Raw genomic sequence first — 26,559 nt, 5'->3', positions numbered from 1 at the left:
GATTAGGCTTTGTTTTTCAGACGGCCATGCAATTCCTGTACGCTGTACACGCCCAAGTGTTCGCGGCTTTTTGCGCCTTCGCTCATGGCTTCGCCGCCGGCGATGGTGGTGTATTGCGGTACGCGTTGGGTGAGGGAGGTGCGGCGGATACTGTGGCTGTCGGTAACAGATTGTACTGTGCTGCCGACGGTGTTGACCACCAGTGCGATTTCGCCGTTTTTAATTGCGTCCACGATGTGTGGGCGGCCTTCCTGCACTTTGTTGACCGCTTGCACGATGATGCCGTGTTCTTTCAAGTATTCGGCGGTACCGCGAGTGGCGCAGACACCGTAGCCGAGTGCTTGGAAGTTTTGTGCGGTTTTGACGATGAGCGGTTTGTCTTCGTCGCGTACGGCGAGGAACACTTTGCCTGTTGTGCTCAAGCGTTCGCCTGCGCCGAGTTGGGCTTTGAAGTAGGCTTCGCCGAAGCTTGCGCCTACGCCCATGACTTCGCCGGTAGAGCGCATTTCAGGGCCGAGAATGGTGTCCACACCTGGGAATTTGATGAATGGGAACACGGCTTCTTTAACGGCGTAGAAGTCCGGGATGACTTCTTTTTCTACGCCTTGCTCTTTCAGCGAAATGCCTGCCATCACGCGTGCGCCGACTTTGGCGAGCGGTACACCGGTGGCTTTGGATACGAACGGTACGGTACGGCTGGCGCGTGGGTTTACTTCCAGTACGAAGACCACGCCGTCTTGTACGGCAAACTGTACGTTCATCAAGCCGACCACACCCAGTGCATATGCCATGGCTTTGGTTTGACGGCGGATTTCGTCTTGAATTTCTTCGTCCAATGAGTATGGAGGCAATGAGCAGCCGGAGTCGCCGGAGTGGATACCTGCTTGTTCGACGTGTTGCATGATGCCGCCGATCACGACATCTTGGCCGTCTGAAACGCAGTCTACGTCCACTTCGATGGCGTTGTTCAAGAAGAAGTCGAGCAATACAGGGCTGTCTTCGGAAACTTGTACGGCTTCGCGCATGTATTTTTGCAACTCTTCGGCAGAGTGAACAATCTGCATGGCGCGGCCGCCGAGTACGTAAGAAGGACGGACAACCAACGGATAACCGATTTCTTCGGCCTTAACGAGGGCTTCTTCTTCGTTGTGGGCGATGCGGTTAGGCGGTTGGCGCAAGCCTAAGTCGTTCAATACTTTTTGGAAGCGTTCGCGGTCTTCGGCGGCGTCGATGCTGTCGGCAGATGTGCCGATGATGTTTACACCGTTTGCCACCAAGGCATTGGCCAGTTTGAGCGGGGTTTGGCCGCCGTAATGAACAATCACGCCCCATGGGTTTTCAGTGCGGACGATTTCCAATACGTCTTCCAAGGTCAGCGGCTCGAAGTACAGGCGGTCGCTGGTGTCGAAGTCGGTGGATACAGTTTCCGGGTTGCAGTTGACCATGATGGTTTCAAAACCGGATTCGCGCAGGGCGAGTGCGGCATGAACGCAGCAGTAGTCAAATTCAATACCCTGACCGATACGGTTTGGGCCGCCGCCGAGAATCATCACTTTTTTACGGTCGGAAGGACGGGATTCGCATTCTTCTTCGTAAGTGGAGTAGAGATAAGCGGTTTCGGTGGCAAACTCGGCGGCGCAGGTGTCAACGCGTTTGTAAACCGGATGCAGGTTCAGCGCGTAGCGGTGTTCGCGGACTTCTTTTTCGCTTACGTTCAACAATTGTGCCAAACGTTTGTCAGAGAAGCCTTTGCGTTTCAGACGGCGTAAAGCGGCGTAATCCAAGTCTTGCAACTGGCCGTCTGAAACCGATTTTTCTTCTTTCACCAAGTCTTCGATTTGCGCCAAGAACCAAGGGTCGATGGCGCAGATTTCGTGGATTTCGTCCAGAGTGAAGCCTGCGCGGAACGCATCGGCTACAAACAACATACGCTCAGGGCCCGGGTTGGCAAGTTCGCGGCGGATTTCCGCTTTGTCTTCGCTGCGCGGATTGAAGCCGCACAAGCCGGTTTCCAAACCGCGCAAGGCTTTTTGGAAGCTTTCTTGAATGGTACGGCCCATTGCCATTACTTCGCCCACCGATTTCATCTGCGTGGTCAGGCGGTCGTCTGCGGCGGGGAATTTTTCAAAGGCGAAACGCGGGATTTTGGTCACGACATAGTCGATGGAAGGCTCGAACGACGCGGGCGTGCGGCCGCCGGTAATATCGTTGCGCAACTCATCCAGCGTAAAGCCGACCGCCAGTTTCGCCGCCACCTTCGCAATCGGGAAGCCCGTTGCTTTGGAAGCCAGCGCGGACGAACGGCTCACGCGCGGGTTCATCTCAATCACAATCATCTCGCCGTTTTCAGGGTTCACCGCAAACTGCACGTTCGAGCCGCCCGTGTCCACACCGATTTCGCGCAATACTGCCAACGAAGCATTACGCATGATTTGGTATTCTTTATCAGTCAATGTTTGTGCAGGCGCAACAGTGATGGAGTCACCGGTATGCACACCCATTGGGTCGAAGTTTTCAATCGAGCAGATAATGATGCAGTTGTCGTTTTTATCGCGCACCACTTCCATCTCGTACTCTTTCCAGCCGAGGACGGACTGCTCAATCAACAGCTCATGCGTAGGCGACGCATCGAAACCGCGTTCGCAAATCGCCAAAAACTCATCTTTGTTGTAGGCAATGCCGCCGCCTGAACCACCCATCGTGAAAGAAGGACGAATCAGGGTAGGGAAGCCGACCTGTTCTTGCGCTGCCAAAGCTTCGTTCATGGTGTGGCAGACAAAAGATTTCGGGCAAGACAAACCGATTTTTTCCATCGCTTCTTTAAAGCGGCCGCGGTCTTCCGCCTTATCGATAGCATCTTCGGTCGCACCGATTAATTCGACATTGTATTTCGTCAACACGCCGTTGCGCGCCAAATCCAGCGCACAGTTCAGCGCAGTCTGACCGCCCATGGTAGGCAGAATCGCATCAGGTCGCTCCTTGGCGATAATTTTTTCCACCGTCTGCCACATAATCGGCTCGATGTAGGTAACATCCGCCATTTCAGGGTCGGTCATGATCGTGGCAGGGTTGGAGTTTACCAAAATGACTTTATAGCCTTCTTCACGCAAGGCTTTGCAGGCCTGTGCGCCCGAATAGTCAAATTCGCAGGCCTGACCGATAACGATAGGGCCGGCGCCGATGATAAGGATGGATTTTAGGTCGGTACGTTTAGGCATGGGTGGGTCTTTCTTAATTTAGTAACTTGATTTGTTTCTGTGTATCTGAGAAACAATGAATTTATCAAACAAATGTGTATTGGGTATTATCCAATATAAAATTCATTAAACTCTTTGATTAAAATAAGATTTTATAATTAGGTTTATCTATACCTTAGATTAATTAATGTCATTGATCTTCTGTATGAAATTGCAGCTCTGCTAGTAGGGCTAGCTTGTCTAGATAGGATTGCATATTTTCTTTTGAACTAGTGGGAATACTTCCATCATTGTATAAGTAAATATTTGAAGTGTCGTTGCTTTTTTTGTAAGAAAGTTTTTCCGCTAATTTTGGAGTTAAATTTTTGATTTTTACAAAAATTGGTAGTTGGTTATAGTCTTTTCGTTGTGTAAAGCCAATTGGCGCATATTCTCTATTTAATACTACATAACTTCCGTCTTCTTGTTTTTCTAAGCAATATGGTAAATGAACAGAACGAAAATCATATAATGGCATTTAATTCTCCAAGTAGCTGTGGAGTAGGTTGAGCTAAAACTTAATGAAATTTTTTTCGTTATTTAACGAACAGTAGGTTTAATAACTCAACCTCCCAAAGGATTAAAAACTAGTGACAAATGTAATCAAACCCAAAATGATGCCCGGGGCATTTGCCAGCATGACGGGGTAGTCGCGTTTTTCTTTTAAAAAGCCGTAGGCAACCCATAATGTGCAGTTGATGGCGGCGACGAGGGGTTGCAACGGCGAGCCGGGGTTGCCGGCAAGGTTGTTTTGGATTTGTGGGATATAGGAAACGTACATACCGACGGCGGTCAGGGTGGCGACGACGGAAAGAATGCGCATTTGCTTTTCTGTCATGGTTCTTCCTTTCTGATTAGAGGGTTGGGTTTCAGACTGTGTAGATGTTGAGAGGGTGTCTGAATTTATTTTTTGAGGTTTGGTTTTCAGACGGCCTGTTGTTGAGTTGAGTGTGGCCGTCTGAAAAAATCAGCTTTATTGTTTTGCTGCTTTGATATTGTCAATAAATTTGTCAAACAGATAGCCGACATCTTGCGGACCCGGGCTGGCTTCGGGGTGGCCTTGGAAGCAGAACACAGGTTTGTCTGTCAGTTCGATACCTTGCAAGGTGTTGTCAAACAAGGATTTGTGGGTAATGCGCGCGTTGGCGGGCAGGGTATCGGCATCGACGGCGAAACCGTGGTTTTGGCTGGTAATGACGACTTTGCCGCTGTCCAAATCTTGTACCGGGTGGTTGGCACCGTGATGGCTGAAGCGCATTTTCAGGGTTTTTGCGCCGATTGCGAGGCTGATCAGCTGATGTCCCAAACAAATGCCGAAAATCGGTTTGCCGCTTTCCATCAGTTTTTGTACGGCTTTGATGGCGTAGTCGCAAGGCTCGGGGTCGCCGGGGCCGTTGGACAGGAATACGCCGTCAGGATTGAGTGCCAACACGTCTTCCGCGCTGGTTTGTGCGGGAACAACGGTCAGGCGGCAGCCGCGCGAGGCGAGCATGCGCAGGATGTTGGTTTTGACGCCGAAATCGTAGGCGACGACGTGGTAAGGCTGTTCGGAAGGAGTAACGAAACCTTTGCCCAATTCCCATTCGCCTTCGGTCCATTCGTAAGTTTCTGTGCAGGAAACTTCTTTTGCCAAGTCTTTGCCGACCATGCTGCCGAATGCGGCAATCAGTTCTTGTGCTTTTTCAACGGTGGCATCTGCACCGGTCAAGATTGCACCGCCTTGCGAGCCTTTTTCACGCAACAGGGTGGTTAGGCGGCGGGTGTCGATATCTGCGATGGCGACGGTTTGGTTGCGTACCAAATAGTCGTGCAGGCTTTCAGAGGCGCGGAAGTTGCTGTGTAAGAGTGGCAGGTCGCGGATAATCAAACCGGCGGCGTAAACACTGCGGCTTTCTTCATCTTCGGCGTTGGTGCCGGTGTTGCCGATGTGTGGGTAGGTAAGGGTAACGATTTGTTTGCAGTAGGAAGGGTCGGTCAGGATTTCCTGATAGCCGGTCATGGAAGTGTTGAACACGACTTCGCCTGAAGTCGAACCTTCGTAACCGATTGATGTGCCGTGAAATACGCTGCCGTCAGCGAGAACGAGAAGAGCCGGAGTGGTCATGATGGAATCCTGTTTGCCTGATGATGATCGGTTCGAAAAAAATGGGTCAGGCCGTCTGAAAAATAAAAATTGTTTACAAAAAAGACAGCCTTCGGAAATCTCGGCTAAAAAAAAACACGCTCCGCAGCTTTGATTTTGCTGTGTAACGTGCTTTTTCAGACATAGCGGTCTATGCCGTAGAAGCAATGTATTTTAAGTCAAAGTAATAGGAATTTCAAGCATAGAGCAAATAATCGATAATTTAAAAACGTTTTATCTTACGGTACAGTCCCTTGCTTTTGGAATGCTTGATGAATAAAGTTGAACTAAATATTCAGTCAGGCCGTCTGAAAACTGAGCAGGCAGATTGTTTCATTTTTGTTGTGTTTGAAATGCAGGTGTAGGGAAATTCAGCCGAATCAAACATGAAACAGGCTGTTTATGCTAGAATCGTAACCTCATAAAAAATAAAAACAACGTCATTTTTAGCTGAGATTATCCGATGAAAAAAGAACACATTATGCAAAACGCTCCATCAGGCCGCTATCGCCTCATTCATGCAAGCGTAGCTTCCGCTTTAGCACTCATCAGTATTTCCGTTCAGGCAAATACGCAGCAATTTGCCCAAACTCCTTTTTACCTGCAAAACAAAACCGACGTCAGCGGCCAACCCAAAGTCAAACACAATATTATGTTTTTGATTGATGACTCGGGCAGTATGCAATGGAATGTACAAGGTAAGGAAACATCTGTACGGGCTGATAAAAGAATAACGATTACTAAGGAGGCCCTAAAATCGGTATTGAAAGAGTATGGCGAAAAACAACGATTCCAGTGGGGTTTGCAAACTCTGCATAACAATGGTCGTACTGATACTCCAGATGAGGGGGGCTTTACCGATGATTGGAAGGATGTTCAAAGGAGGGTAGATGGCATTGATCCTGGCCATGCTACGCCAATCACGCGCCGCTACTATGAAGTAGTCAAAAACTTTGTGATGCCCAATATCAAATACCGTTGTCAGAAGTCTTATGTGATTGTGATGTCGGACGGCGATGCCAATATGAGTTGTAGTAACCAGATTCCAGGTGAAGATCCTCGTTTATCTCGTAATACTAACTTCAACTACGATAGGGATTATTACTATTCAAACTATTACCGCGATATTGAACGTAGTGCGGGTACGTCTGCATACCAATATTTTGGTCCGTCTGAAGTGAAGGCTAATGATGATAGCTATGGGAAAGGTAAATTCTTTAATGGTGGAGGTCGTATCAAAGGATACTTTGATTTTCTACCTTATCAATATGATAATGATTTTGGCTTGCCTGAGAATGAAAAGAAATTGCTATGTCAATCTAGTAAATATAAGCATGAGTATGATCCTAATTATGGTAGGTATATGTGGGTAGCTGCAGGCGAAATTATTGTTCCTTATTGGGATAGGAACTATAAGGATGAAAAACGCGGTATGCGTTTCTTTAGCCAGACTTTGGCAGAAAAAGACATTAAAACAGCAAAAGACGGTTCAGATGCTGCGGGTAAGAGCTGGGATGGTGATCCAAGCGATCCCAAAAGCATAGATTACAGCAAGCAATTGGTTCAGACTTTTACTGTGGGTTTTGGTGAGGGGATCTCTGAAGTTGGGAGAGAGTATCTGGAAAAGGGTGCGAGCCGTCCAGACTGGTATTTTAATGCTGCGAAAAAAGAAGATTTGCTTGAAGCCTTTAAAACCATTGTCGACAATATTGAAAATGACAGCAAAAATACGAAATTTGAAGGAGTATCCTCTACTGCTCCGGCAACGACCAGTATGGGTATTCCCGATATGGCGGCAACGGTTCATTTGAATACCGGCTCTTGGAGTAGTCAATTGCGGTTTTATAAATTGAACCGTGATGGTACACCTATCAATACGACTGAGTTTGTTCAGCCATCATTTAATAACCGCCTTACTTTGGTTAATGACGGCAGTAAGACCTATTTCATCGATAGAGTTGCAGATAATGAGGCTTCAAATGCCGATTTTGGCATTTCAGACGGTAGTGCGAAAGATAAGTTGGAATGGAAAAATGCATTGCTGAAATGGACTGGCCGAGTAGGTAGTGATGAAACCATCAAAGCGGATGCAGAGACAAAAGGTTATAGCCAGTCTTATCGAATTCGTCCGACAGATTCTGCTGATTCAAGTAAAGATGAACGTAATTTAGGCGATATTTTAGATGGTTCGGTTGCAGCTATTGGCGATAAGCGCGACAACCGTCAAGAGTTTTTGGTCTCTGCTGCCAATGACGGCATGGTACATATTTTCCGTAATGGTACGCCTAGCAATCCTTATGACTTGAAACTCAGCTATATTCCGGCAGGCATGGAGCGCGAGGACGATCAAGGTCAAGCGACAACTTTGGGCAAGGTTCTGAAAGATATTGCACGCGATGGTTACGGCTCTGGCACGCCGCACCGTTATATGGTTAATGGTGGCTTTGTTCTCCGCCAAACACCTGATAAGCAAACCTTTATGTTTGGTGCGATGGGTCAAGGTGGACGCGGTGCGTATGCGTTGAATATTGGTGCGGTAGCTAACAGCGATCGTAGTGGTTGGAATACGACTGTGCCTTTGTTTGAAACAAAAAAAGGCTTTGACAATAAGCTGGGTTATACCATTGGTTCGACACAAATCGGCCGTGTTTCCATCAAACGCGATACCACTCCGGTCAATCTGGAATCGAATGTGCGTTATGCGGGCTTCTTGGCTAGCGGCTATCGTACTGAGGATGTGAACAGTGCCGACAATGAAACGGCTTTGTATGTTTATGATATGACAGGGAAAGAGGCAGGGACAAAAAATACTGGTACTAATGTTTCTTCTTCTAAAGCCGGCAAGCTCTTAGCTAGAATTCCTGCACCGAATGGCAAAGGCGGCCTCTCTACCCCTACTTTGGTAGACACCGATTTTGACGGTATTGTCGATATTGCCTATGCCGGCGACCGTTACGGCAATATGTTCCGCTTCGACTTGAGAGGTGAGACGCCGTCTGAATGGTCTGTGCAGATGATTTTCCAAGGTTCGGGTAATCAACCGATTACGTCTGCGCCTGCGGTATCGCGTCGCAGTAAGGATAAGTATGTTGTCATTTTTGGTACAGGTAGCGAGATTTACCATAGCGAGCTGGATGTAGCGACACAGAACAATGCGGTTTACGGCATCTATGACGATACTTCCAAAGAAGCTGTCTTGGCTAAAAGCGATGAGCTGACCGGTCAAACTGTCCAAGCGGACGGAGAATATATTTCTGTTACCAACAATAAGGTCAGCGAAGGCCAAAAAGGTTGGAAGCTGGCGTTGGGTTCGGGTGAGCGGGTAACTGTCAAACCGACGATGATTTTGCGTACAGCGGTGGTAACTATTCGCAAATACAAGCAGGAAGTCATACATACAAATTCTTCCAGTACCGATGTTTGTCTGCCCGACAGTACGTCCACACAAACGACTGCGAAAACGATTATTCTGGGCGTCAATGCGGAAAACGGCGGCCGTTTGGGTTTGCGTGATGCGCGTATTTCCAATAAAAACCGCCAATTCATCAGACGTGAAAACAACGGTCAAGTCTATTACGCCAGCGGTATGGTGTTTGACGGCGTGGTCAACTTTACTTATCTGAACGGCTCTAAGGCCGATGATTCTCCGGTAACCGCCGATGGCGATAGCGGTGGCACGGGTACGGATAAGGAGTTGAACGCTACGCCGAGCGTGCCAAACAATAAATGTTTTGCAACCAAAGGCGATCGCAGTCTCTTGTCTAACCAGCTGGTTAGCCTGGAAGTACAAGGCCGTACATGCGGACTCAAACGCATCAGCTGGCGTGAATTGTTCTTTTAATTGGTAAGGATTAAGCATCGAGGCCGTCTGAATTTTTTCAGACGGCCTTTTCTGTTGAGTGGTAGTAATTGAGAGATGCTGGATTAAAAAATGGAAAACTTTGTTTGTGGATATAACAAGCTTTGATCAAATTGAGAGCTTGGATAAAGTTAAATGACAGACTTAGGCTATTCTTTTTTAATTTTCTACTATTTGGCTAAGAAGTTAAAAGGCAGTCTGAAAAATATCTTTTCAGACGGCCTTTGATTTAAAAAGAGCTAATCAAGGAGCGCATTGTTAGATGCTGTTTTTAATAATTTTCCGCAGAGTGGATAGTTGCCGGCGGCTGACGGGCAGCGGGGTCGGAATATCGAGAATTTTAGCGCCCCATGTGGATGCGTATTCGTCGTTTTCGTCGTCGTCCAGTCGAATCAGGCTGTCGAGGGTGTGGCGGAAGACGAGGGCATTGCGATGGATGCGGATGACTTTGTCGCCCAGCAATTCTTCCCAGTAAACCAAGGTCTTCGGTAATTCGTAGCTGTGGCCGTCGCCGGTAAACAGATAGACGGTTTTGTGTTCCGCCATCAGGTAACGCGCCTGTTGCCATGGGATTTCAACCATGCGTTCGCGGTTGTACACTTTGAAATGGGTGAAACTGTCTGCTTTTTCGCGGTTTTTCTCGATGATGCGGTCAAGCGCGGTTTGCAGGCGGGTCATTTTGATCGGTTTGAGCAGATAGTCTGCGGCGGCCAGCTCAAACGCGCGCAGGGCGTGTTCTTCGTAGGCTGTGGTGAATACAATTTCCGGCTGGCGTTTGGCGGTACGCTTAATGCGTTCGACAAACTCGAGACCGTCGATTTCCGGCATGCCGATGTCGGCAAATACGATGTCGACTTCGTGGACACTCAGCCACTCCAATGCTGGCATGGCATGGTGAAAGACGTTGAGCAGTACGACATTGCACTCTTCCAATAATACACGTAAGCGTTCTGCTGCTAATACTTCGTCTTCTACAATAATGGCACTTGGCATAGCGGTATTCTTTTTGTTGTATCGTGGGAGATCTGCCGCGCTTTGTCATCCTCAATAACGCGTCAGCCGTATGTTGTTACAACCTTGAAATTATCAGTTTGTGACAATTTTAGGAAATTTTTAAAATATACATGATTTTTCGCTTCTTGGGCATGGTTTGGGATGAGTCGGAAGATTACTTACATAATTTTATGAAATATTGTAATACCCAGAGTAATTTTGTTGTAATCATGCTAATTCAGTCCGTGATAATGGACGATTTTGGGATTTTGTCCATTTGCCAGTGTGCCACCGCCCAATCGAGCAATTCCTGCGGACGGTTCATAGCAGGTGCATCGGGCAGGTTGAGGTAGGTTAGGACTTGGCGGAGAAGTTGTTCTTTTTGATTCAAATCCAAAGCCGGGGCAAGGGTTTGTTTCGACCATTTTTGCCCTTGGCTGTTGGTCAATAGGGGAAGGTGTGCGTAGGCCGGTGTGGGAACGCCGAGGCATTGTTGCAGATAGATTTGGCGTGGCGTGGAAACGAGCAAATCTTGACCGCGGACAATATGGGTTATGCCTTGGTCGGCATCGTCAGCAACCACGGCAAGCTGATATGCCCAATAGCCGTCGGCACGGAGCAGGACGAAATCGCCGATATCGTGTGCCAGATTTTGTGCGTAATGTCCGACAATGCCGTCTGAAAAACCGATCACGCGATCGGGAACTTGAATGCGCCATGCCGGAGTTTTGTTTTGCGTATCGGGTCTTTGCTGAGGATTGCGGCAACGGCCGTTATATACAAATCCGTCTGCGCCATGTGTTGCCGCCGCCTGCCAGTCTTTGCGGCTGCAATAGCAGGGATACACCAGCTCGGCTGCTTTGAGGTGGTCGAGGGTGTCTTGATATAGGTCGTAACGGCGGCTTTGATAGACGACTTCGCCATCCCACTCAAAGCCGAAGGCTTCAAGCGTGCGCAAAATGTCGGCGGCGGCGCCGGGCATTTCGCGCGGGGGGTCAAGGTCTTCAATGCGGACCAGCCATTTGCCCTGATGAGCGCGCGCGTCGGCATAGGAGGCGACGGCGGTCAGTAGGGAGCCGATATGAAGCAGGCCGGTAGGGCTGGGGGCGAAACGTCCTATATACATGGCAGGGTGGTTTTGTAGGGCAGGGGAAGTATGCCTGCACGGTATTCAAATCGTGATAGAAAAGGGCGTGCCGTACACGCCCGAATTTGGGTTTCAGACGGCCTGAGACTTTTCAAAATGATTTAAGTTTCTCGGCCGTCCGTTCAATCCGCTTAAGCCAAGGGAGCCAGTAGTTTGGCGAAAGCGTCTTCAAATTGTTTCAAACCGTCTTCCTGCAAACGAGTTGCCAAAGTTTCGACATCAATGCCGAGTTTCGCGGTTTCGGCAAGCTGCGCTTTGGCTTCGTCCACACCTTCGGTCAAAGTAGCTTTGGCGGTGCCGTGGTCGATAAAGGCTTTGAGTGTGGCATCGGGAACGGTGTTGACGGTATGGGCGCCAATCAGGCTATCAACGTACAACGTGTCAGGATAGGCAGGGTTTTTCACGCCTGTGGATGCCCACAAAAGTTGTACGCGGTTGGCACCTTTTTCGGCAAGTGCGGCAAATTCGCTGCTGCCGAAGTATTGCGCCCAATCTTGATAGGCGGCTTTGGCAAGCGCAATGGCGACTTTGCCTTTGAGGTGTTCGGGCAGGGTGGCGTCCAATGCGGCATCGACACGGGAAATAAAGAAACTGGCAACAACTTGGATATGGGAAATATCGTGTCCCGCCTCCAAACGTTTGGCAATGCCGTGAGCGTAGGCCGCATAGGCTTTGAGGGTTTGGGCACGGGAGAAAAGCAGGGTCAGGTTGACGCTGATGCCGTCTGAAACGAGGGTTTCGAGTGCTTCGATGCCTTCGTCGGTTGCCGGTACTTTAATCATGACGTTTTTACGGCCGATGGCGGCGTGCAGGCGGCGCGCTTCTTCAACCGTGCCTTGCGCGTCTTTGGACAATTCAGGTGAAACTTCGAGGCTGACGAAGCCGGTTTTACCGCCGGTGGATTCGTGTTCGGCAAGACATACGTCGCAGGCGGCTTGCACATCGGCAACCGCCATGGTTTCGTAGCGTTGTTTAGGGGTCAGGTCTTGCTGTTTGAGCGCGGCTACTTCATCGGCGTACAGGGCATCTCCGGCAAAGGCTTTTTGGAAAATGGCAGGATTGGAAGTTACGCCACACACGCCTTGCTTCAGCATTTCTGCCAATTCGCCGCTTTGTACCAGCGAACGGGAGAGATTGTCCAACCAGATTTGTTGTCCTAATGCTTTAACGTCCGATAAAATAGTCATCTCTGATTCCTTTTACATAATAGGTTTGTTTGTGAAGTGGCGGTAATGCTACGCCGATTCGATGAATTTGAACAGTTTACAGCCGATTAATTTGGGCAAAACAAACCTAAATTCAAGCACGAAAGGTGGCTTTGATGGCGGAAAACACACTTTATCTCGACTGGGCGCGTGATGTATTAGATACGGAAGCCGAAGGTTTGCGTGAAATTGCAGCGGCTTTGGATCATGATTTTGTCCGTGCGGCAGAAGCGTTGTTGCACTGCAAGGGCAGGGTCGTCATTACCGGCATGGGCAAGTCCGGACACATCGGCCGCAAAATGGCGGCAACCATGGCTTCGACAGGCACGCCTGCGTTTTTCGTCCATCCTGCCGAAGCGGCGCACGGCGATTTGGGCATGATTGTGGACCACGATGTCGTGGTTGCCATTTCCAATTCCGGAGAAAGCGATGAAATTGCAGCGATTATTCCGGCGTTGAAACGCAAAAACATCACGCTGATCTGCATTACCGCCCATCCGACTTCGACCATGGCGCGCCATGCCGATATCCATATTACCGCGGCGGTTTCCAAAGAAGCTTGTCCGCTCGGCCTTGCACCGACTTCCAGTACGACCGCCGTGATGGCCTTGGGCGATGCGCTGGCGGTGGTATTGCTGCAGGCTCGTGCGTTTACGCCGGACGATTTTGCTTTAAGCCATCCGGCCGGCAGCTTGGGCAAACGCCTGCTGCTGCGCGTGGCGGATATTATGCACAAAGACGAAGCCCTGCCAGCCGTTTTGTTGGGTACGCCGTTGAAAGAAGCCATTGTCCGCATGAGTGAAAAAGGCTTGGGCATGTTGGCGGTAACCGATGCCGAAGGCCGTCTGAAAGGCGTATTTACCGATGGCGATTTGCGCCGTCTGTTTCAAGAACGCGACAGCTTTGCCGGTTTGAAAGTGGACGACATCATGCACGCTTCGCCGAAAACCATTTCCGCCGACCGCCTTGCCACCGAAGCTCTGAAAGCCATGCAAAGCGGCCATGTGAACGGTTTGCTGGTGGTAGAAGAAAACGGCGTATTGATTGGTGCGCTGAATATGCACGATTTATTGATGGCACGAATTGTCTGAAACGACGGCAAAAACGTTTTCAGACGGCCTTATGTTAGAATAGGCCGTCTGAAATAAGGAAACCTTATGCAAAACCTCTCTTCCGACCTGCAACAACGCGCTTCAGGTATCAAACTGCTGATACTGGATGTAGACGGCGTTTTGACCGACGGCCGCATTTTTATCCGCGACAACGGCGAAGAAATCAAATCGTTCCACACTTTGGACGGACACGGTTTGAAAATGCTTCAGACCGGCGGCGTGCAAACGGCGATTATTACCGGCCGTGATGCGCCTTCCGTCGGTATCCGCGTGAAGCAGCTCGGTATCAACTATTACTTCAAAGGCATTCATGACAAACGTGCTGCCTACGCCCAATTACGCGAACAGGCCGGTGTGGAGGAGCATGAGTGCGCCTTTGTTGGCGACGATGTTGTCGATTTGCCCGTGATGGTGCGTTGCGGATTGGCGGTCGCCGTCCCTGAAGCGCATTGGTTTACTTTGCAATACGCCCATTATGTAACCCGACGATCCGGCGGCGCAGGCGCGGTGCGTGAAGTGTGCGATTTGATTATGCAGGCGCAAGGTACGCTTGAACCTGCTTTGAAAGAGTATGTACGATGAAAATCAGATGGCGTTACGGAATCGCCTTTCCGCTGGTGTTGGCCGTTTCACTCGGCGCATTGGCGGCGTGGCTCGGCCGCATCAGCGAAGTGCAGGTCGAAGAAGTCGTCCTCAATCCGAATGAGCCGCAATATTCGATGAAAGGCATCAACGGCAAACGTTTTGACCAAGAAGGCCGTCTGAAAGAAAACCTGAGCGCGGTCGATGCCATCCAATATCCGAATAGCGCGGATGTGCATTTGGACAAACCGCATCTTTCGTTTTACCGCGATGGCAGCCTGCTGTACGAAGTCGGCAGTGACAAAGCAGCGTACAATATTCAAAACAAGAAAGTCTTTTTTGAACAGAATGTTGTCTTGAACAAAGCGGCAGATGCCAAGCGTTTGGCCGGCATCGTCAAAACCGAACGCTTGAATGTCGATACCGAAGCGCAATACGCCCATACCGACAGTCCCGTTACTTTCCAATACGGACAGTCCGGCGGTCAGGCAAACGGCATGACTTATGACCACAAAACCGGTTTGCTGAATTTCCCTTCCAAAGTGAAAGCCACAATTTATGATACAAAAAATTTGTAAAACCTTAGCCCTTGTTGCCGTTTTTGCCGCCAGCCCGGCCTTTGCACTGCAAAGCGACAGCAAGCAGCCGATTCAAATCGAAGCCGACCAAGGCTCGCTTGACCAAAACAACCAAAGCACCACCTTTTCCGGTAACGTCATCATCAAACAAGGCACGCTCAATATCCGTGCCGGCAGCGTAACCGTTTCACGCAACGACAAAAGCGAGCAGTTGATGAAAGCCACCGGTTCGCCCGTCAAATTCAGCCAAGAGTTGGACGGCGGTAAAGGCGTGGTCAACGGCCAAGCCAATACCGTGACGTATTCTTCCGCAGCCAGTCTGGTTACCCTGACCGGTAATGCCAAAGTACAGCGCGGCGGCGATGTGGCCGAAGGTGCGGTCATTACCTACAACACCAAAACCGAGGTTTACACCATCAACGGCAGCGCCAAATCCGGTGTGAAATCCGCCGCCAAATCCGGCCGCGTCAGCGTGGTCATCCAGCCGTCCAGCACGCAGAAAAACAAATAAGAAAACACACAAAAAGGCCGTCTGAAAAAGGTTCAGACGGCCTGAGGTCAATATCGAAAGTCAACAGAATATGAGCGCAAACAACAGCCGTCTTGTGGTTCAAAACCTGCAAAAAAGTTTCAAAAAACGCCAAGTCGTCAAAAGCTTCTCCCTTGAAATCGAAAGCGGCGAAGTCATCGGCCTGCTCGGCCCCAACGGCGCGGGTAAGACCACCAGCTTTTACATGATAGTCGGCCTGATTGCCGCCGATGCAGGCAGCGTAATGTTGGACGGCCAAGAATTGCGCCACCTGCCCATTCACGAACGCGCCCGCCTCGGCGTTGGCTATCTGCCGCAGGAGGCCTCGATTTTCCGCAAAATGACCGTGGAACAAAATATCCGCGCCATTTTGGAAATCAGCATGAAGGACAAAAGCCGCATCGATGCCGAACTTGAAAAACTGTTGGCAGATTTGAATATTGAGCGCCTGCGCAACAACCCTGCGCCGTCCTTGTCCGGTGGCGAACGCCGCCGTGTCGAAATCGCGCGCGTGTTGGCCATGCAGCCGCGTTTCATTTTGTTGGACGAACCTTTTGCCGGCGTTGACCCGATTGCCGTCATCGATATTCAGAAAATCATCGAGTTCCTCAAATCACGCGGTATCGGCGTATTGATTACCGACCACAACGTGCGCGAAACCCTCAGCATCTGCGACCGTGCCTACATCATCAGCGACGGTACGGTATTGGCTTCAGGCAAGCCGGATGATTTAGTCAACAATGAACAAGTCCGTTCGGTTTATTTGGGTGAAAATTTCAAATATTGAATGCATATTTGACGGTATATGAGACCCTCATTTCAATTGAGGGCGGCTATAAATATTGGAATAATCACTAAAAATACAAATATAATACCGATAAACTAATCTTTCAGACGGCCTGCCGTATAAAGGCCGTCTGAAAAACTATCCATACATTTCGAATTAAACACTATGTCTTCACTCGTCCTTAAACTCAAACAGACCCAGCAGCTCAACCAGCGGCTGCAACAGTCTCTGCGCATCTTGCAGATGTCGGGTCTTGAGCTTGAGCGCGAAGTGGAAGACTGGTTGTCAGACAATCCTCTGCTTGAGCGTCCGGAAAGCGATGAATTTGCCGATAGCGGGCTCAACCGTGCGGTAACCATGCCGCGCGCAGGTCAGCAGTTGAGCGGCGACGATGCCGAAGATATTTGGAGCAACATCGCCGAAGAAGAGGATTTCAAACACTATCTGCATGCCCAAGTGTGCGAGCATCCGCTCTCGCAAGTGGAAGCGGCCTATGTTCACGTCTTGATTGATTTTTTGGACGAACAAGGCTACCTCACCGACAGCCTCGAAGAAATTATCGACCACACGCCGTTGGAATGGATGCTGGACGAAGAAGCCCTGCAAAACGCGCTGGATGTATTGCAAACCTTTGAGCCGCCCGGCGTGGCGGCGGCGGATTTGACCGAGTCGCTTATGTTGCAGTTAATGCGTTTGCCGGCTTCTCCTGCCCGACAAATGGCCGCGCATTTGGTGCAAAGTTCGCTTCAAGACTTAGGCAAAAACCGCAAACAAAACGTTCTGCGTTTCCGCAAACTTTATCCCGATACCGACAGCAAAACCATAGAAGCCGCGCTCGATATGATTGCCGGGCTCAATCCCTATCCAGCCTACGGCTTCGCCTCTGCCACGCCTACGCCTTATATTCAGCCTGACGTTTGGGTCAAAGAGGGCAAGGACGGCTGGGAAGTCATCAGCAACGAAGCGGCTTGGCCGAAGCTGCAGCTCAATCAGGAATATTGCGACCTGATGAAATCAGAGGAAGAGGGCGCACCGGAGTGGAAGGAAAAAATCAACGAAGCCAAGCAGCGCATTGATTCTTTGGAGCTGCGTAAAAGCACTGTCCTCCGCCTTGCCGAGTATATCGTCAAAAATCAGGAAGATTTTTTCATCTTCGGAGAAATCGGCCTGTCTCCCATGCTGATGAAAGATGCCGCCGCCGAATTGGGTTTGGCGGAAAGTACCATCTCGCGTGCCGCCAATCAGAAATATTTGTCTTGCCCGCGCGGCCTGTTTGCGTTACGCTATTTCTTCACACAGGCAGTCAATGCCGATGATGATGGCGAAGGGTTCAGCCAAGGCGCAATCAAAGCCGTATTGAGCCAGTTGATTGAAAGTGAAGACAGCAGCAAACCCTATTCGGACGAGACCCTCGTCAAATTATTAAAACAACGCGGCATTGAAATTGCCAGACGTACAGTTGCTAAATATAGAGAATCATTAGACATCCCACCGGCACACAAACGAAAATTTACCGAGTAGATATATTCCGATCCGTTTTGACGGACTAACCAACCGAAGGAGCTGTATCATGAATCTGAAAATCACCGGTCTGAATTTTGATGTTACCGAAGCCATCAAAAACTACGTTTCCGACAAGTTGGCACGAATCAGTCGCCACGCCGACAACATCATTTCCGTGACCATCACGCTCTCGGTGGAAAAAGTCAGTCAAAAAGCCGAAGCCGATGTCCATCTGGCAGGCAAAGATTTGCACGTTGAAGCGATTGAACAGGATATGTACGCCGCAATTGATGTTTTGATGGACAAGCTCGACCGCGCTGTTTTGAAACATAAAGAAAAAAGCGGCGATGTCCGCAGTACTGTCAAACCTGCTGCCGAATAAAGCTTTTGTATGATAAAGGCCGTCTGAATATTCAGACGGCCTTTTGTTTTACTAGAAGTTTTAGACTGGCAATCTAGTTACTCACTTTTTGACCATTCCACGGTGCCACTTTAAACAGCAGCAACATACCCGGTATGCCCAAAGCGAAACACAGCCAGTAGAAATTGAAGTAACCCATCGCTTCAATCAGATAGCCTGCCGTTGCATTCATGAATGTACGCGGTACGGCAGATAGGCTTGTAAAAAGGGCTAATTGTGTTGCCGTAAATGCCGTATTGGCTTGTTGCGCCATATACGAGACAAACGCTGCTGTGCCTAAGCCGACGCCGATTGCTTCAGCCGCAATTACAACCGCTAAAAAGATTCGTTCCGATGCACCGACATGGTCAAAATGTCCGAAGCTTGCCAGCCATGCAAAGCCTAAAATGGTGACCCACTGTATCAAACCGAATAACCACAGAGCACGATTAACCCCAAGTTTGGTGATCCAAATGCCACCGATAACGCCAAAAATTACAGCCGGCCATAAACCTGCGTTTTTTCCAATCAGACCAATATCAGTTTTAGAGAAGCCCATATCGAGATAAAACGGCTGAGCCAAAGCAGTTGCCATGCTGTCGCCCAGTTTATACAGCAAGATGAACGCCAAAATAGTCAAAGCCTGCTTCACACTCTGGCGGGTAAAGAAATCGTGAAATGGTTCGATAACGGTTTCTTTTAAGCCTTTGGTTTCAAGAGTTGAGTGATCTGGCTCGCGTGCTATGAACAAGGTCGCAAGTAAACCTGGGATCATAAACAGGGAAGTAATGATGAAGACGGTTGACCAAGGTAATCTGTCGGCCAAAATCAGACTTAATGAGGCCGGAATTAATGAAGAAATACGGTAGGCATTCACATACAGCGAGTTGCCTAATACCAATTCTTCATCTGACAGTACTTCGCGTCGGAATGCATCAATCACAATATCTTGACTGGCGGAGAAGAATGCTGTAGCACAAGCTAAGCCTAAGATGATGGATAAATGCTCTTGTGGTCGGACAAATGCATAGGAAGCCAAAAGCAATAGGAGTGCTATTTGGGTAATCAGCATCCAACTGCGCCGTAAACCTAAAAATGGTAGGCGTACGGTGTCCAAAAGAGGTGACCAGATGAATTTCCAAGTGTAGGGGAAACCAATCAATGCAAATAGGCCAATGGTTTTCAAATCAATGTGTTCGCTACGCAGCCATGCTGGAATCAGGCTGTATAGAAAATAAAGCGGCAACCCCGAAGTGAAGCCTGTAAAGATACAAATCAGCATACTGCGCGAGAAAATCTTGCGCCAAGTGCTGGTTTGGGGTGCGGTGGTCATAGTGGAATCAATAAAAAAGAAAAGGGATATTGTAGCAAAGATGGGGGATATGGCGAATGAGCTTCTGCTATCTTTATTGAATAAAGGCCGTCTGAAACTTTGACAAATTAAGTTTCAGACGGCCTTTTGTTGGAACAACTGGTTTGGCGGGCAACGGAGACTTCAGGACGGAAGAAGGGTTGCTTGGGTGTATTTATAAAATTGAAGTTAAGAAAGTTTCAGACGACCCCTAGAGATCGTTTGAACGATGAGAAATATCAGTGGTAATTTGTGCCGTCAGTGTAGCCGTTTCCTGATTTGTCCACAGCAAAAGCAGAAATCGGACCGACCGTTACTGTCCCTTTAGGCTGAGTTTCTTGGTAATACTCATATGCTGCAACACCCATACCAGTTGCAGCACCAACAGCAGCACCAATTGTGCCACCGACCATAATAGCTGGTCCGGCAGGAATACTGCCAAAAGCTATACCGACACCAGACCAATACCTGCACCAATTGATCCTCCTATTTATGCACCATTTGCTCCTCCTTGAAGGATTCTCTCTCCTAAGCCTCCTCCATAAATTAGTTCCAGATCCTCAATGGATAGTTCAATCATGTTATTTTTCCTTTTCAAAAAAATTAGATGTAGAATATTGAGTTAATACACCCAATATGGAAAAAATAATAAAAGCATGAATATAAATCATAAAATCAACATTATCTCCTTGGTAGCTTTCATAAATAAAAACGATTGGTATTGATATACAAATTAAAATGTACAGGTACTTTGAAATTACCAGTAACTTATACACAAATTTTGATTTCATAGCCTAGTCTTTCATTTGAATAAAATCTACCCTAATCAACTTTCCAACCAACTTCCTAACTTCTTCATGCTTTCCCTGATTGAAGTTAACCAGTAGATTTTTCAACAATATGTATATTATGTTAAATAATAAATGGTAATTGTCACATTCAAATATTAAGGATAACCTACTTTGAAACTATATCGCTTTGATGCGTAATTCTATAAAAAACATTGAATTTTCATGTTTTCTATTTATCCAGTATTTTGGAGTTGATAAGTGAGAGCAAAAAACTTTGGAAATCTACGATTCTCCTTCCAACACCTCATCATTTCTCTAGAGAATTTAGGCAAAGGCGATATTGATAACTCATTTCATTAAATGGAACTAAATGAGAATGATTTATTTATAAAATCCTTTTAAATTAATGGGTTACAATAAAAATTGATAAAATAAAATTGACTATTCTCAATAAAATGAGTAAAATTCATCCGCAAATACAAATTTTGTATTGTGATACATCTATTAACCGCATTAAGAAAAGGAGTTAGTTATGCTAAGTAAGTCAATTACAGCAAAATTAAACGAACAAATTAATCTCGAGTTGTATTCATCAAATGTCTATTTGCAAATGAGTGCATGGTGCCATAAACATGGTTATGAAGGCGCTGCAGCATTTTTACTTCGTCATGCCGATGAAGAATTGGAACATATGCAAAAGTTGTTTACTTATGTGAGCGAAACCAGTGGAATGCCTTTGTTAGGTAAAATTGACGCCCCTAAACACGATTACGCTTCATTAAAAGAAGTTTTTGAAACAACACTTGAACACGAAAAACTAGTGACATCTAAAATTAATGAGTTAGTTGAGAGTACTTTTGCAGAAAAGGATTACTCTACTTTTAACTTCTTACAATGGTATGTAGCTGAACAGCATGAAGAAGAAAAATTATTTAACAGTATTGTTGATAAATTCAAACTTCTTGGTGAAAGTGGTACAGCGCTCTACTACATTGATCGTGAATTAAAAACTTTATAAGAATAGGAGAAATAAAATGTTATCAAATAGCGTGATTAAACTATTAAATGATCAAATGAATTTAGAGTTTTATTCTTCTAACTTATATTTACAAATGAGCGCCTGGTGCGAACAACAAGGTTTCGAAGGAGCTGCAAAATTTTTATCAGAGCATGCGGCTGAGGAAATGCAGCATATGCGTAAACTCTTCACTTATTTAAATGAGACCGGCGCATTGGCTATCATCACACAAATTGATGAACCACCTCATCAATTTTCATCATTGAAACAAGTACTTGAATTAACTTATGAACATGAAAAGTTAATTACCTCTAAAATCAATGAATTAGTTGGTAGAACTTTTGAAGAGAAAGACTACTCTGCCTTTAACTTCTTACAATGGTATGTGGCTGAACAACATGAAGAAGAAAAATTATTCAGTGGAATTTTGGATAAATTAAATCTTCTTGGTGAAGATGGTAAAGGTTTGTTCTTAGTTGATAAAGATTTAGGCGCATTAACAACAAACAACTAATCAAGTCTGATGAAAAAGGCTAAGTCATTATCGATTTAGCCTTTTTTTATATCAAAATCTAGCTACTTTTGTCTAAAAGTGCGGTGCTTTAACGGTTCATTCTTACCGCCGATTAGGTTTTGAAATGCCCGTAAGACAGGCAGATATGCTTGTCTTACGGATATTTTATTTTCAGACGGCCTTCGATGCTGCGTTGCAGTTGCGGTAGAAGGCAATCAGACCGTTGGTGGAGCTGTCGTGTGCCGGGGTGCCGCGTTCGAGTTCGGGTTCGATGGTTTTGGCCAGCTCTTTACCGTATTCCACGCCCCATTGGTCGAAGGGGTTGATACGCCAAATTACGCCCTGAACGAAGGTGCGGTGTTCGTAGGCTGCCATCAGCATGCCGAGGTTGAAAGGTGTCAGGCTGTCGATGAGCAAGCTGTTACTCGGACGGTTGCCGGGGAATTCTTTTTGCGGCGCAAGACGGTCGCGTTCGTCTTGGGGCAGTGCGGCCAATTCGACTTGTACTTCGTCTAAGGTCTTGCCTTTCATCAGCGCTTCGGCTTGGGCGAAGGCATTGGCAACGGTAAAGCGGTGTTGGCGGTGGTTGCCGTAGATTGTGGTCATGGGGACGATGAAATCAACGGGAATCAGACGCGTACCTTGGTGCAGAAGCTGGAAGTAGGCATGTTGGCAGTTGACGCCTTCATCGCCGAAGACAATGCCGCCGGTGGTGCAGGAAACGGGTTGGCCGTCTGAAGTACGCTGTTTGCCGAGGCTTTCCATATCGAGCTGGTTGAGCCATGGGGTAAAGAGGCGCATATTGTGGCTGTATGGGACAACGGTTTGGCCGTCTGAATGTTGGAAGTTGTTGTACCAAACATTGATGAGTGCCATCAGGACGGGAATGTTGCGGCGGAATGGGGCCTCGAAGAAATGGGTGTCCATCGCGTGTGCGCCGGCAAGCATTTTGCGGAATGCTTTTTCGCCGACTGCAACCATCAGCGGCAGGCCGATAGGCGACCAGACGGAATAGCGGCCGCCGACCCAGTCGGACATAGCAAAGACTTTGTCGGGGGAGATACCGAAATTTTGGGCTGCGGCCACATCGGCGGAAATGGCGCAGAAGTGGCGGTAGATGCCGGAATCAGGCAAACCTGCATCACGGTACCAAGTACGCGCCGCATAGGCATTGAGCAGGGTTTCTGGTGTGCGGAATGATTTACTGGCAATGCTGAATACGGTGGTTTCGGGGTTGAGACCGAGAAGGGTTTGGGTCAGGTCGGCATCATCGGAGTTGCTGACAAAGTGGACGCGGATGTTCTGCCAATAGGGTTGCAGCGCCTGTGTGGCCATGCGCGGGCCTAAATCGGAGCCGCCGATGCCGATGTGAACCAGGTCGGTAATCGGTTTGCCGGTAATGCCTGCGTGGGTGCCGTCTAAAAGTTGGCGTGCGAACTCGAGTGCGCGGTTGAGTTCGTGATGAACATTGGGCACGATGTTTTCGCCGTCAACGTAAACAGGTTTGGCATTGGCAGGCAGGCGCAGAGCAGTGTGGAGAACGGCGCGGTGTTCGCTGGTGTTGATTTTTTCACCGCTGCTCATGGCCTGCATATATTGTGGCAAATCGGCTGCTTCGGCCAGTTGGCACAATAAATCAAGGGTATTTTCATCCAGACGGTTTTTGCTGTAATCAAATAACAAACCGTGCAGAATTTCGTGCATATTGTTGAAACGTTCGGCATCTGCAGCGAAACGTTCGCGCAGGGTAACGTGTTGCGTATCGGCATGATGGGCTTCCAAGGCCTGCCATGCGTCTGAGTATGCGGTCATCTCGTTTCCTTAGTATGTAACGGTAAAATAAGCAGGATAGATAGGTATTTCCTGCTTTTTTGTAGTGGCTTGTAGTTTAACAAATTTGAACAGGTTTTGGGAGGTGGCGGGGGTGTTTTTGTTTAAGAAATGTATGCAAAATGAAAAAGAAATGATTGATTATCATCAAGTTTCTGTAAAAAAAAGGGGTATGACACCGATGTCTGCTGTGTTATCCTATGTAACATTATTGAAATCTTGTCGGGACGGGTCCGTAAGATGGCTACAATTTATGATGTCGCTGCTTATGCCGGGGTATCTCCCAAGACGGTCAGCCGGGTGATTAACGGCGATGCGCCGGTCAGTGATAAAACCCGTTCTAAAGTAGAAACAGCGATTGCTGCTTTGGGCTATATCCCGTCTTCTGCGGCGCGGATTATGCGGTCACACCGTTCCGGCTTGGTCGGTCTGATTACCGGCGCCATTTCGCGGACAGGCGAGAATACGGGCGGACACGGCATACCGGATATGTTCTTGATTAAGGGCATTCAGCAGCAGATTCGTGCACAAGGCAAGATTTTGATGATTGCCGACATCGACAACAAGCCAGGGCAGCCCGGTCAGATGGAGCCGCTGATCCGTACCTTTATGGAGCATCGTGCCGAGGGGATTTTATATGTGGCCGGTTTCCATCAGGAAGTATTGCTGCCGGAAGTGCCCAACCGTTGCCCGATGGTGTTGGTCAACTGTTTCGATTTGGCAGGTACGCCGTCGGTTTTGCCGGACGATGAAGCAGGGCAGTATGGCTTGGTGCGCCGGATTATCCAAAGCGGACACAAACGGATTGCTTATGTGACTTTGCAGCCGGGCGTGGAAGCGACGAGATTGAGATTGGCCGGATACCGCCGTGCTTTGGCTGATGCGGATATTGTCTTCGATCCTGATTTGGTGCAAACTGGTTATCCTGACTTTAGCAATGACAGCGGATCTTTGATTTCGGCTATTTTGAAACTGTTGTCTTTGCCGATTCCGCCGACGGTAATTTGCTGCGGCAACGATGAAATGGCAGTACGCGTGTACGGGATTTTGAGGACGCGCGGCGTGCGGGTTCCCAAGCAAGTCTCTGTTGCCGGATATGATAACCACAGCGCGATTGCGGAGACGCTGTTTCCGCCGTTGACCAGTACCGAACTGCCGTATCTGCGTATGGGCGCGATGGCTGCGGATTTGCTGTTCCAATACATCGAACATCCGACCGGTGCGGTTCAGCCAGTCAAGGTCGTTGGGGAAACCATCTGGCGTCAGTCTGTGATTAATAAATAGTTTCAGACGGCCTGAAAATAAGCTTTAAACAACACAAACACACATCAAAATAAGATTCATGTAAACGGTCAAAATAAAGGCCGTCTGAAAACGGAGTTGCCTCAGTAAAAAGGGCAGCCCAAATATAATAAAAGCGTCATACCGCTGAAATTGGAGTTTGTTGTTTCCATAGTTTATTACCCAGGAGTAGCCTTCCTATGAAAATCTCCCCACAAGTGGCGATGACACTTCGCCAGATTATGCTGATGAACTTCGGTTTCTTCGGTATTCAATATAGCTTCGGGTTGCAGCAAACTGCAATTAATCCGATTTTCAGTTTTCTTCATGCCGACCCGAGCCAATTGCCGATTTTGAATATGGCAGGCCCGATTACCGGTTTGCTGGTACAGCCGATGATTGGTGCGATGAGTGACCGCACTTGGGTGCCGGGATTGGGCCGCCGCCGTCCGTATTTCTTGATCGGCGCCATCGGTTGCAGCCTCTGCCTCTTTATCTATCCGCACGTTACCGCCTTGTGGGTGGCCGTATTGCTGCTGTGGCTCTTGGACATCAGTAACAACACGGCAATGGAACCTTTCCGTGCCTTTATTGCCGATACCGTTCCTGAACACCAGCAATCCACCGGTTTCTTGATGCAGTCCGTGTTTACCGGTTTGGGTATTACCCTGGCCAACGTTTCCCTCTACATCTTCCAACAAATCGGCTGGTTGCAACAAACCTCCGAAGCGGGCATTCCGTATTGGGTATTCGGTTCGTTTTATATTGGTGCGGTCTGCTCCATCGGTTCGGTTTTGGTTACCGTTTTATCAACGGCCGAACGCGAGCCCAGCCCTGAAGAAATGGCGGCCATTAAAGCCCAGCCGAGCGGTCCGGCCCATGCTGTTAAAGATATTGTCGTTGCCGTGCGCGAAATGCCGACTGCCCTGTGGCAACTGGCCTTGGTGTATCTCTTCCAATGGTACGCGCTCTTCATCTACTGGCAATATATTTCCCACAGTATCGTCCAATCCGTCTGGGATTCGACCGTTGAAAATACCGAAGCGTATAGCCAAGCGGTTGCATGGACCGGCCTGGTAAACGGTTTTTACAACGTGGTAACCTTTATCTCCGCTTTCGGCCTGATGTGGATGGCGCGCAAATACGCCGCCAAATATGTTCACGCCTTTGCCGTAACCCTTGCCGCGCTGGCATTGCTTACCATTCCGCACATCGGTAATAAATACCTGATGTTTGCGCCGATGATTGGTTTCGGTGTCGGTTGGGCAAGTATGATGGGCGTGCCGTTTATGATTGTGGTCGGCTCTATCCCTAAAGAACGTTACGGCGTGTACATGGGTATTGTGAACATGATGATTGTGATTCCAATGCTGATTGAAACCGTATCTTTCGGCTGGGTGTACAGAACTTTCTTGGGTTCAAACCCTGCCAACGCGATGACTTTTGCCGGTGTTTTCCTGGCCATTGCCGCAGCGGTGACCTTAACCATTAAAACTGCGGCCAAACCGGCTACTGCAGAATAACGAAGTTTTGATTTAAAACCAAAATGAAAAGGCCGTCTGAAACATGAAATGGTTTCAGACGGCCTTTTTGGCAGAAACGGATTCCATTTGCTGACCTGATTCGGCAAGCCTTATTGTCGTTGCACTACCGTTCATCACTCAAATTGGCTATGACTACCGATTTTGCTTTACAATATCCTCCTTTAATTTATTTCGTTT

General features: G+C 48.2%; 22 protein-coding genes. 12 read left to right on the top strand and 10 right to left on the bottom strand.

Annotation, left to right across the window (positions count from 1 at the left end):
• Positions 1-2: 2 nt before the first annotated feature.
• The 4 genes from carB to carA form a co-directional block, all read right to left on the bottom strand.
• Positions 3-3,218 carry a carbamoyl-phosphate synthase large subunit gene (gene carB, locus ACTHTG_RS10010; RefSeq protein ID WP_070504294.1) on the bottom strand — a complete coding sequence of 1,072 codons (3,216 nt, stop codon included), beginning with the start codon at positions 3,216-3,218 and terminating at the stop codon, positions 3-5.
• 169 nt (positions 3,219-3,387) lie between these two features.
• The gene (locus ACTHTG_RS10005) at positions 3,388-3,714 is read right to left on the bottom strand and encodes a hypothetical protein (RefSeq protein WP_141744529.1); all 327 of its coding nucleotides are present in this window, start codon (positions 3,712-3,714) and stop codon (positions 3,388-3,390) included.
• Between the two features lie 102 nt (positions 3,715-3,816).
• Complete coding sequence (locus ACTHTG_RS10000) at positions 3,817-4,074, bottom strand: SemiSWEET family transporter (protein WP_049331825.1); 258 nt, start codon at positions 4,072-4,074, stop codon at positions 3,817-3,819.
• Positions 4,075-4,209: 135 nt separating this feature from the next.
• The gene (carA, locus tag ACTHTG_RS09995) at positions 4,210-5,340 is read right to left on the bottom strand and encodes a glutamine-hydrolyzing carbamoyl-phosphate synthase small subunit (protein WP_070504297.1); all 1,131 of its coding nucleotides are present in this window, start codon (positions 5,338-5,340) and stop codon (positions 4,210-4,212) included.
• A 481-nt stretch (positions 5,341-5,821) separates the two neighbouring features.
• Between carA and pilC the strand changes: the two genes are divergently transcribed.
• A complete protein-coding gene (pilC, locus tag ACTHTG_RS09990; protein WP_440362645.1) occupies positions 5,822-9,199 on the top strand; it encodes a PilC family type IV pilus tip adhesin in 3,378 nt (1,125 codons plus the stop codon).
• Between the two features lie 276 nt (positions 9,200-9,475).
• Here the strand turns inward: pilC and ACTHTG_RS09985 are convergent, their stop codons facing one another.
• The 3 genes from ACTHTG_RS09985 to tal all read right to left on the bottom strand — a co-directional run bounded on the left by ACTHTG_RS09985 (position 9,476) and on the right by tal (position 12,544).
• Positions 9,476-10,210 carry a LytR/AlgR family response regulator transcription factor gene (locus ACTHTG_RS09985; RefSeq protein WP_003686784.1) on the bottom strand — a complete coding sequence of 245 codons (735 nt, stop codon included), beginning with the start codon at positions 10,208-10,210 and terminating at the stop codon, positions 9,476-9,478.
• 238 nt (positions 10,211-10,448) lie between these two features.
• A complete protein-coding gene (gluQRS, locus tag ACTHTG_RS09980; protein ID WP_004518857.1) occupies positions 10,449-11,336 on the bottom strand; it encodes a tRNA glutamyl-Q(34) synthetase GluQRS in 888 nt (295 codons plus the stop codon).
• Positions 11,337-11,488: 152 nt separating this feature from the next.
• The gene (tal, locus tag ACTHTG_RS09975; protein WP_440360661.1) at positions 11,489-12,544 is read right to left on the bottom strand and encodes a transaldolase; all 1,056 of its coding nucleotides are present in this window, start codon (positions 12,542-12,544) and stop codon (positions 11,489-11,491) included.
• 134 nt (positions 12,545-12,678) lie between these two features.
• Here tal and ACTHTG_RS09970 point away from each other — a divergent pair, with 134 nt between their 5' ends.
• The 7 genes from ACTHTG_RS09970 to hpf all read left to right on the top strand — a co-directional run bounded on the left by ACTHTG_RS09970 (position 12,679) and on the right by hpf (position 18,035).
• Complete coding sequence (locus tag ACTHTG_RS09970) at positions 12,679-13,653, top strand: KpsF/GutQ family sugar-phosphate isomerase (RefSeq protein WP_063076105.1); 975 nt, start codon at positions 12,679-12,681, stop codon at positions 13,651-13,653.
• 66 nt (positions 13,654-13,719) lie between these two features.
• Positions 13,720-14,256, top strand: coding sequence for a KdsC family phosphatase (locus tag ACTHTG_RS09965; protein WP_440360662.1), 537 nt, complete (start codon positions 13,720-13,722; stop codon positions 14,254-14,256).
• Entirely contained in the window at positions 14,253-14,834 is a 582-nt protein-coding gene (gene lptC / locus ACTHTG_RS09960) for an LPS export ABC transporter periplasmic protein LptC (protein WP_440360663.1), read from the top strand. Before ACTHTG_RS09965 ends, lptC begins: the two co-directional genes overlap by 4 nt.
• The gene (gene lptA / locus ACTHTG_RS09955) at positions 14,815-15,345 is read left to right on the top strand and encodes a lipopolysaccharide transport periplasmic protein LptA (RefSeq protein ID WP_049328829.1); all 531 of its coding nucleotides are present in this window, start codon (positions 14,815-14,817) and stop codon (positions 15,343-15,345) included. The genes lptC and lptA overlap by 20 nt, the downstream gene beginning before the upstream one ends.
• A 70-nt stretch (positions 15,346-15,415) precedes the next feature.
• On the top strand, positions 15,416-16,150 hold the full coding sequence (gene lptB, locus ACTHTG_RS09950) for an LPS export ABC transporter ATP-binding protein (protein ID WP_003679854.1): 735 nt from the start codon (positions 15,416-15,418) through the stop codon (positions 16,148-16,150).
• A gap of 165 nt (positions 16,151-16,315) precedes the next feature.
• The gene (rpoN, locus tag ACTHTG_RS09945) at positions 16,316-17,671 is read left to right on the top strand and encodes an RNA polymerase factor sigma-54 (protein WP_004518851.1); all 1,356 of its coding nucleotides are present in this window, start codon (positions 16,316-16,318) and stop codon (positions 17,669-17,671) included.
• Between the two features lie 49 nt (positions 17,672-17,720).
• A complete protein-coding gene (hpf, locus tag ACTHTG_RS09940; protein WP_004518850.1) occupies positions 17,721-18,035 on the top strand; it encodes a ribosome hibernation-promoting factor, HPF/YfiA family in 315 nt (104 codons plus the stop codon).
• 73 nt (positions 18,036-18,108) lie between these two features.
• Here hpf and ACTHTG_RS09935 read toward each other — a convergent pair whose 3' ends face one another.
• Positions 18,109-19,386, bottom strand: coding sequence for an AmpG family muropeptide MFS transporter (locus ACTHTG_RS09935; RefSeq protein ID WP_234395970.1), 1,278 nt, complete (start codon positions 19,384-19,386; stop codon positions 18,109-18,111).
• 257 nt (positions 19,387-19,643) lie between these two features.
• On the bottom strand, positions 19,644-19,817 hold the full coding sequence (locus tag ACTHTG_RS09930) for a hypothetical protein (protein ID WP_224783520.1): 174 nt from the start codon (positions 19,815-19,817) through the stop codon (positions 19,644-19,646).
• A gap of 910 nt (positions 19,818-20,727) precedes the next feature.
• On the opposite strand from ACTHTG_RS09930, the gene ftnA (ACTHTG_RS09925) reads away from it, so the two are divergent.
• Positions 20,728-21,213 carry a non-heme ferritin gene (gene ftnA, locus ACTHTG_RS09925; protein WP_003686837.1) on the top strand — a complete coding sequence of 162 codons (486 nt, stop codon included), beginning with the start codon at positions 20,728-20,730 and terminating at the stop codon, positions 21,211-21,213.
• 16 nt (positions 21,214-21,229) lie between these two features.
• Complete coding sequence (gene ftnA / locus ACTHTG_RS09920) at positions 21,230-21,727, top strand: non-heme ferritin (RefSeq protein ID WP_003686798.1); 498 nt, start codon at positions 21,230-21,232, stop codon at positions 21,725-21,727.
• A 171-nt stretch (positions 21,728-21,898) separates the two neighbouring features.
• On the opposite strand, the gene pgi is transcribed toward ftnA (ACTHTG_RS09920), so the two are convergent.
• Positions 21,899-23,539, bottom strand: coding sequence for a glucose-6-phosphate isomerase (gene pgi / locus ACTHTG_RS09915; protein WP_070695292.1), 1,641 nt, complete (start codon positions 23,537-23,539; stop codon positions 21,899-21,901).
• A gap of 258 nt (positions 23,540-23,797) precedes the next feature.
• Here pgi and ACTHTG_RS09910 point away from each other — a divergent pair, with 258 nt between their 5' ends.
• Together ACTHTG_RS09910 and ACTHTG_RS09905 are read left to right on the top strand one after the other, a co-directional pair.
• A complete protein-coding gene (locus tag ACTHTG_RS09910) occupies positions 23,798-24,841 on the top strand; it encodes a LacI family DNA-binding transcriptional regulator (protein WP_308538522.1) in 1,044 nt (347 codons plus the stop codon).
• 197 nt (positions 24,842-25,038) lie between these two features.
• Positions 25,039-26,361, top strand: coding sequence for an MFS transporter (locus ACTHTG_RS09905; RefSeq protein WP_440360664.1), 1,323 nt, complete (start codon positions 25,039-25,041; stop codon positions 26,359-26,361).
• Positions 26,362-26,559: the final 198 nt, after the last annotated feature.

Origin of the sequence: Neisseria sp. P0017.S009 (genome assembly GCF_051957375.1) — a bacterium.
Taxonomy (GTDB): Bacteria; Pseudomonadota; Gammaproteobacteria; order Burkholderiales; family Neisseriaceae; genus Neisseria; species Neisseria perflava.
This window is presented reverse-complemented; position numbering and strand designations above follow the sequence as displayed.

Excerpts from the sequence above, each read along its gene's own strand:
- carB (WP_070504294.1), bottom strand. The coding sequence starts at position 3,218 with ATGCCTAAACGTACCGACCTAAAATCCATCCTTATCATCGGCGCCGGC.
- ACTHTG_RS10005 (WP_141744529.1), bottom strand. The coding sequence starts at position 3,714 with ATGCCATTATATGATTTTCGTTCTGTTCATTTACCATATTGCTTAGAA.
- ACTHTG_RS10000 (WP_049331825.1), bottom strand. The coding sequence starts at position 4,074 with ATGACAGAAAAGCAAATGCGCATTCTTTCCGTCGTCGCCACCCTGACC.
- carA (WP_070504297.1), bottom strand. The coding sequence starts at position 5,340 with ATGACCACTCCGGCTCTTCTCGTTCTCGCTGACGGCAGCGTATTTCAC.
- pilC (WP_440362645.1), top strand. The coding sequence starts at position 5,822 with ATGAAAAAAGAACACATTATGCAAAACGCTCCATCAGGCCGCTATCGC.
- ACTHTG_RS09985 (WP_003686784.1), bottom strand. The coding sequence starts at position 10,210 with ATGCCAAGTGCCATTATTGTAGAAGACGAAGTATTAGCAGCAGAACGC.
- gluQRS (WP_004518857.1), bottom strand. The coding sequence starts at position 11,336 with ATGTATATAGGACGTTTCGCCCCCAGCCCTACCGGCCTGCTTCATATC.
- tal (WP_440360661.1), bottom strand. The coding sequence starts at position 12,544 with ATGACTATTTTATCGGACGTTAAAGCATTAGGACAACAAATCTGGTTG.
- ACTHTG_RS09970 (WP_063076105.1), top strand. The coding sequence starts at position 12,679 with ATGGCGGAAAACACACTTTATCTCGACTGGGCGCGTGATGTATTAGAT.
- ACTHTG_RS09965 (WP_440360662.1), top strand. The coding sequence starts at position 13,720 with ATGCAAAACCTCTCTTCCGACCTGCAACAACGCGCTTCAGGTATCAAA.
- lptC (WP_440360663.1), top strand. The coding sequence starts at position 14,253 with ATGAAAATCAGATGGCGTTACGGAATCGCCTTTCCGCTGGTGTTGGCC.
- lptA (WP_049328829.1), top strand. The coding sequence starts at position 14,815 with ATGATACAAAAAATTTGTAAAACCTTAGCCCTTGTTGCCGTTTTTGCC.
- lptB (WP_003679854.1), top strand. The coding sequence starts at position 15,416 with ATGAGCGCAAACAACAGCCGTCTTGTGGTTCAAAACCTGCAAAAAAGT.
- rpoN (WP_004518851.1), top strand. The coding sequence starts at position 16,316 with ATGTCTTCACTCGTCCTTAAACTCAAACAGACCCAGCAGCTCAACCAG.
- hpf (WP_004518850.1), top strand. The coding sequence starts at position 17,721 with ATGAATCTGAAAATCACCGGTCTGAATTTTGATGTTACCGAAGCCATC.
- ACTHTG_RS09935 (WP_234395970.1), bottom strand. The coding sequence starts at position 19,386 with ATGACCACCGCACCCCAAACCAGCACTTGGCGCAAGATTTTCTCGCGC.
- ACTHTG_RS09930 (WP_224783520.1), bottom strand. The coding sequence starts at position 19,817 with ATGGTCGGTGGCACAATTGGTGCTGCTGTTGGTGCTGCAACTGGTATG.
- ftnA (WP_003686837.1), top strand. The coding sequence starts at position 20,728 with ATGCTAAGTAAGTCAATTACAGCAAAATTAAACGAACAAATTAATCTC.
- ftnA (WP_003686798.1), top strand. The coding sequence starts at position 21,230 with ATGTTATCAAATAGCGTGATTAAACTATTAAATGATCAAATGAATTTA.
- pgi (WP_070695292.1), bottom strand. The coding sequence starts at position 23,539 with ATGACCGCATACTCAGACGCATGGCAGGCCTTGGAAGCCCATCATGCC.
- ACTHTG_RS09910 (WP_308538522.1), top strand. The coding sequence starts at position 23,798 with ATGGCTACAATTTATGATGTCGCTGCTTATGCCGGGGTATCTCCCAAG.
- ACTHTG_RS09905 (WP_440360664.1), top strand. The coding sequence starts at position 25,039 with ATGAAAATCTCCCCACAAGTGGCGATGACACTTCGCCAGATTATGCTG.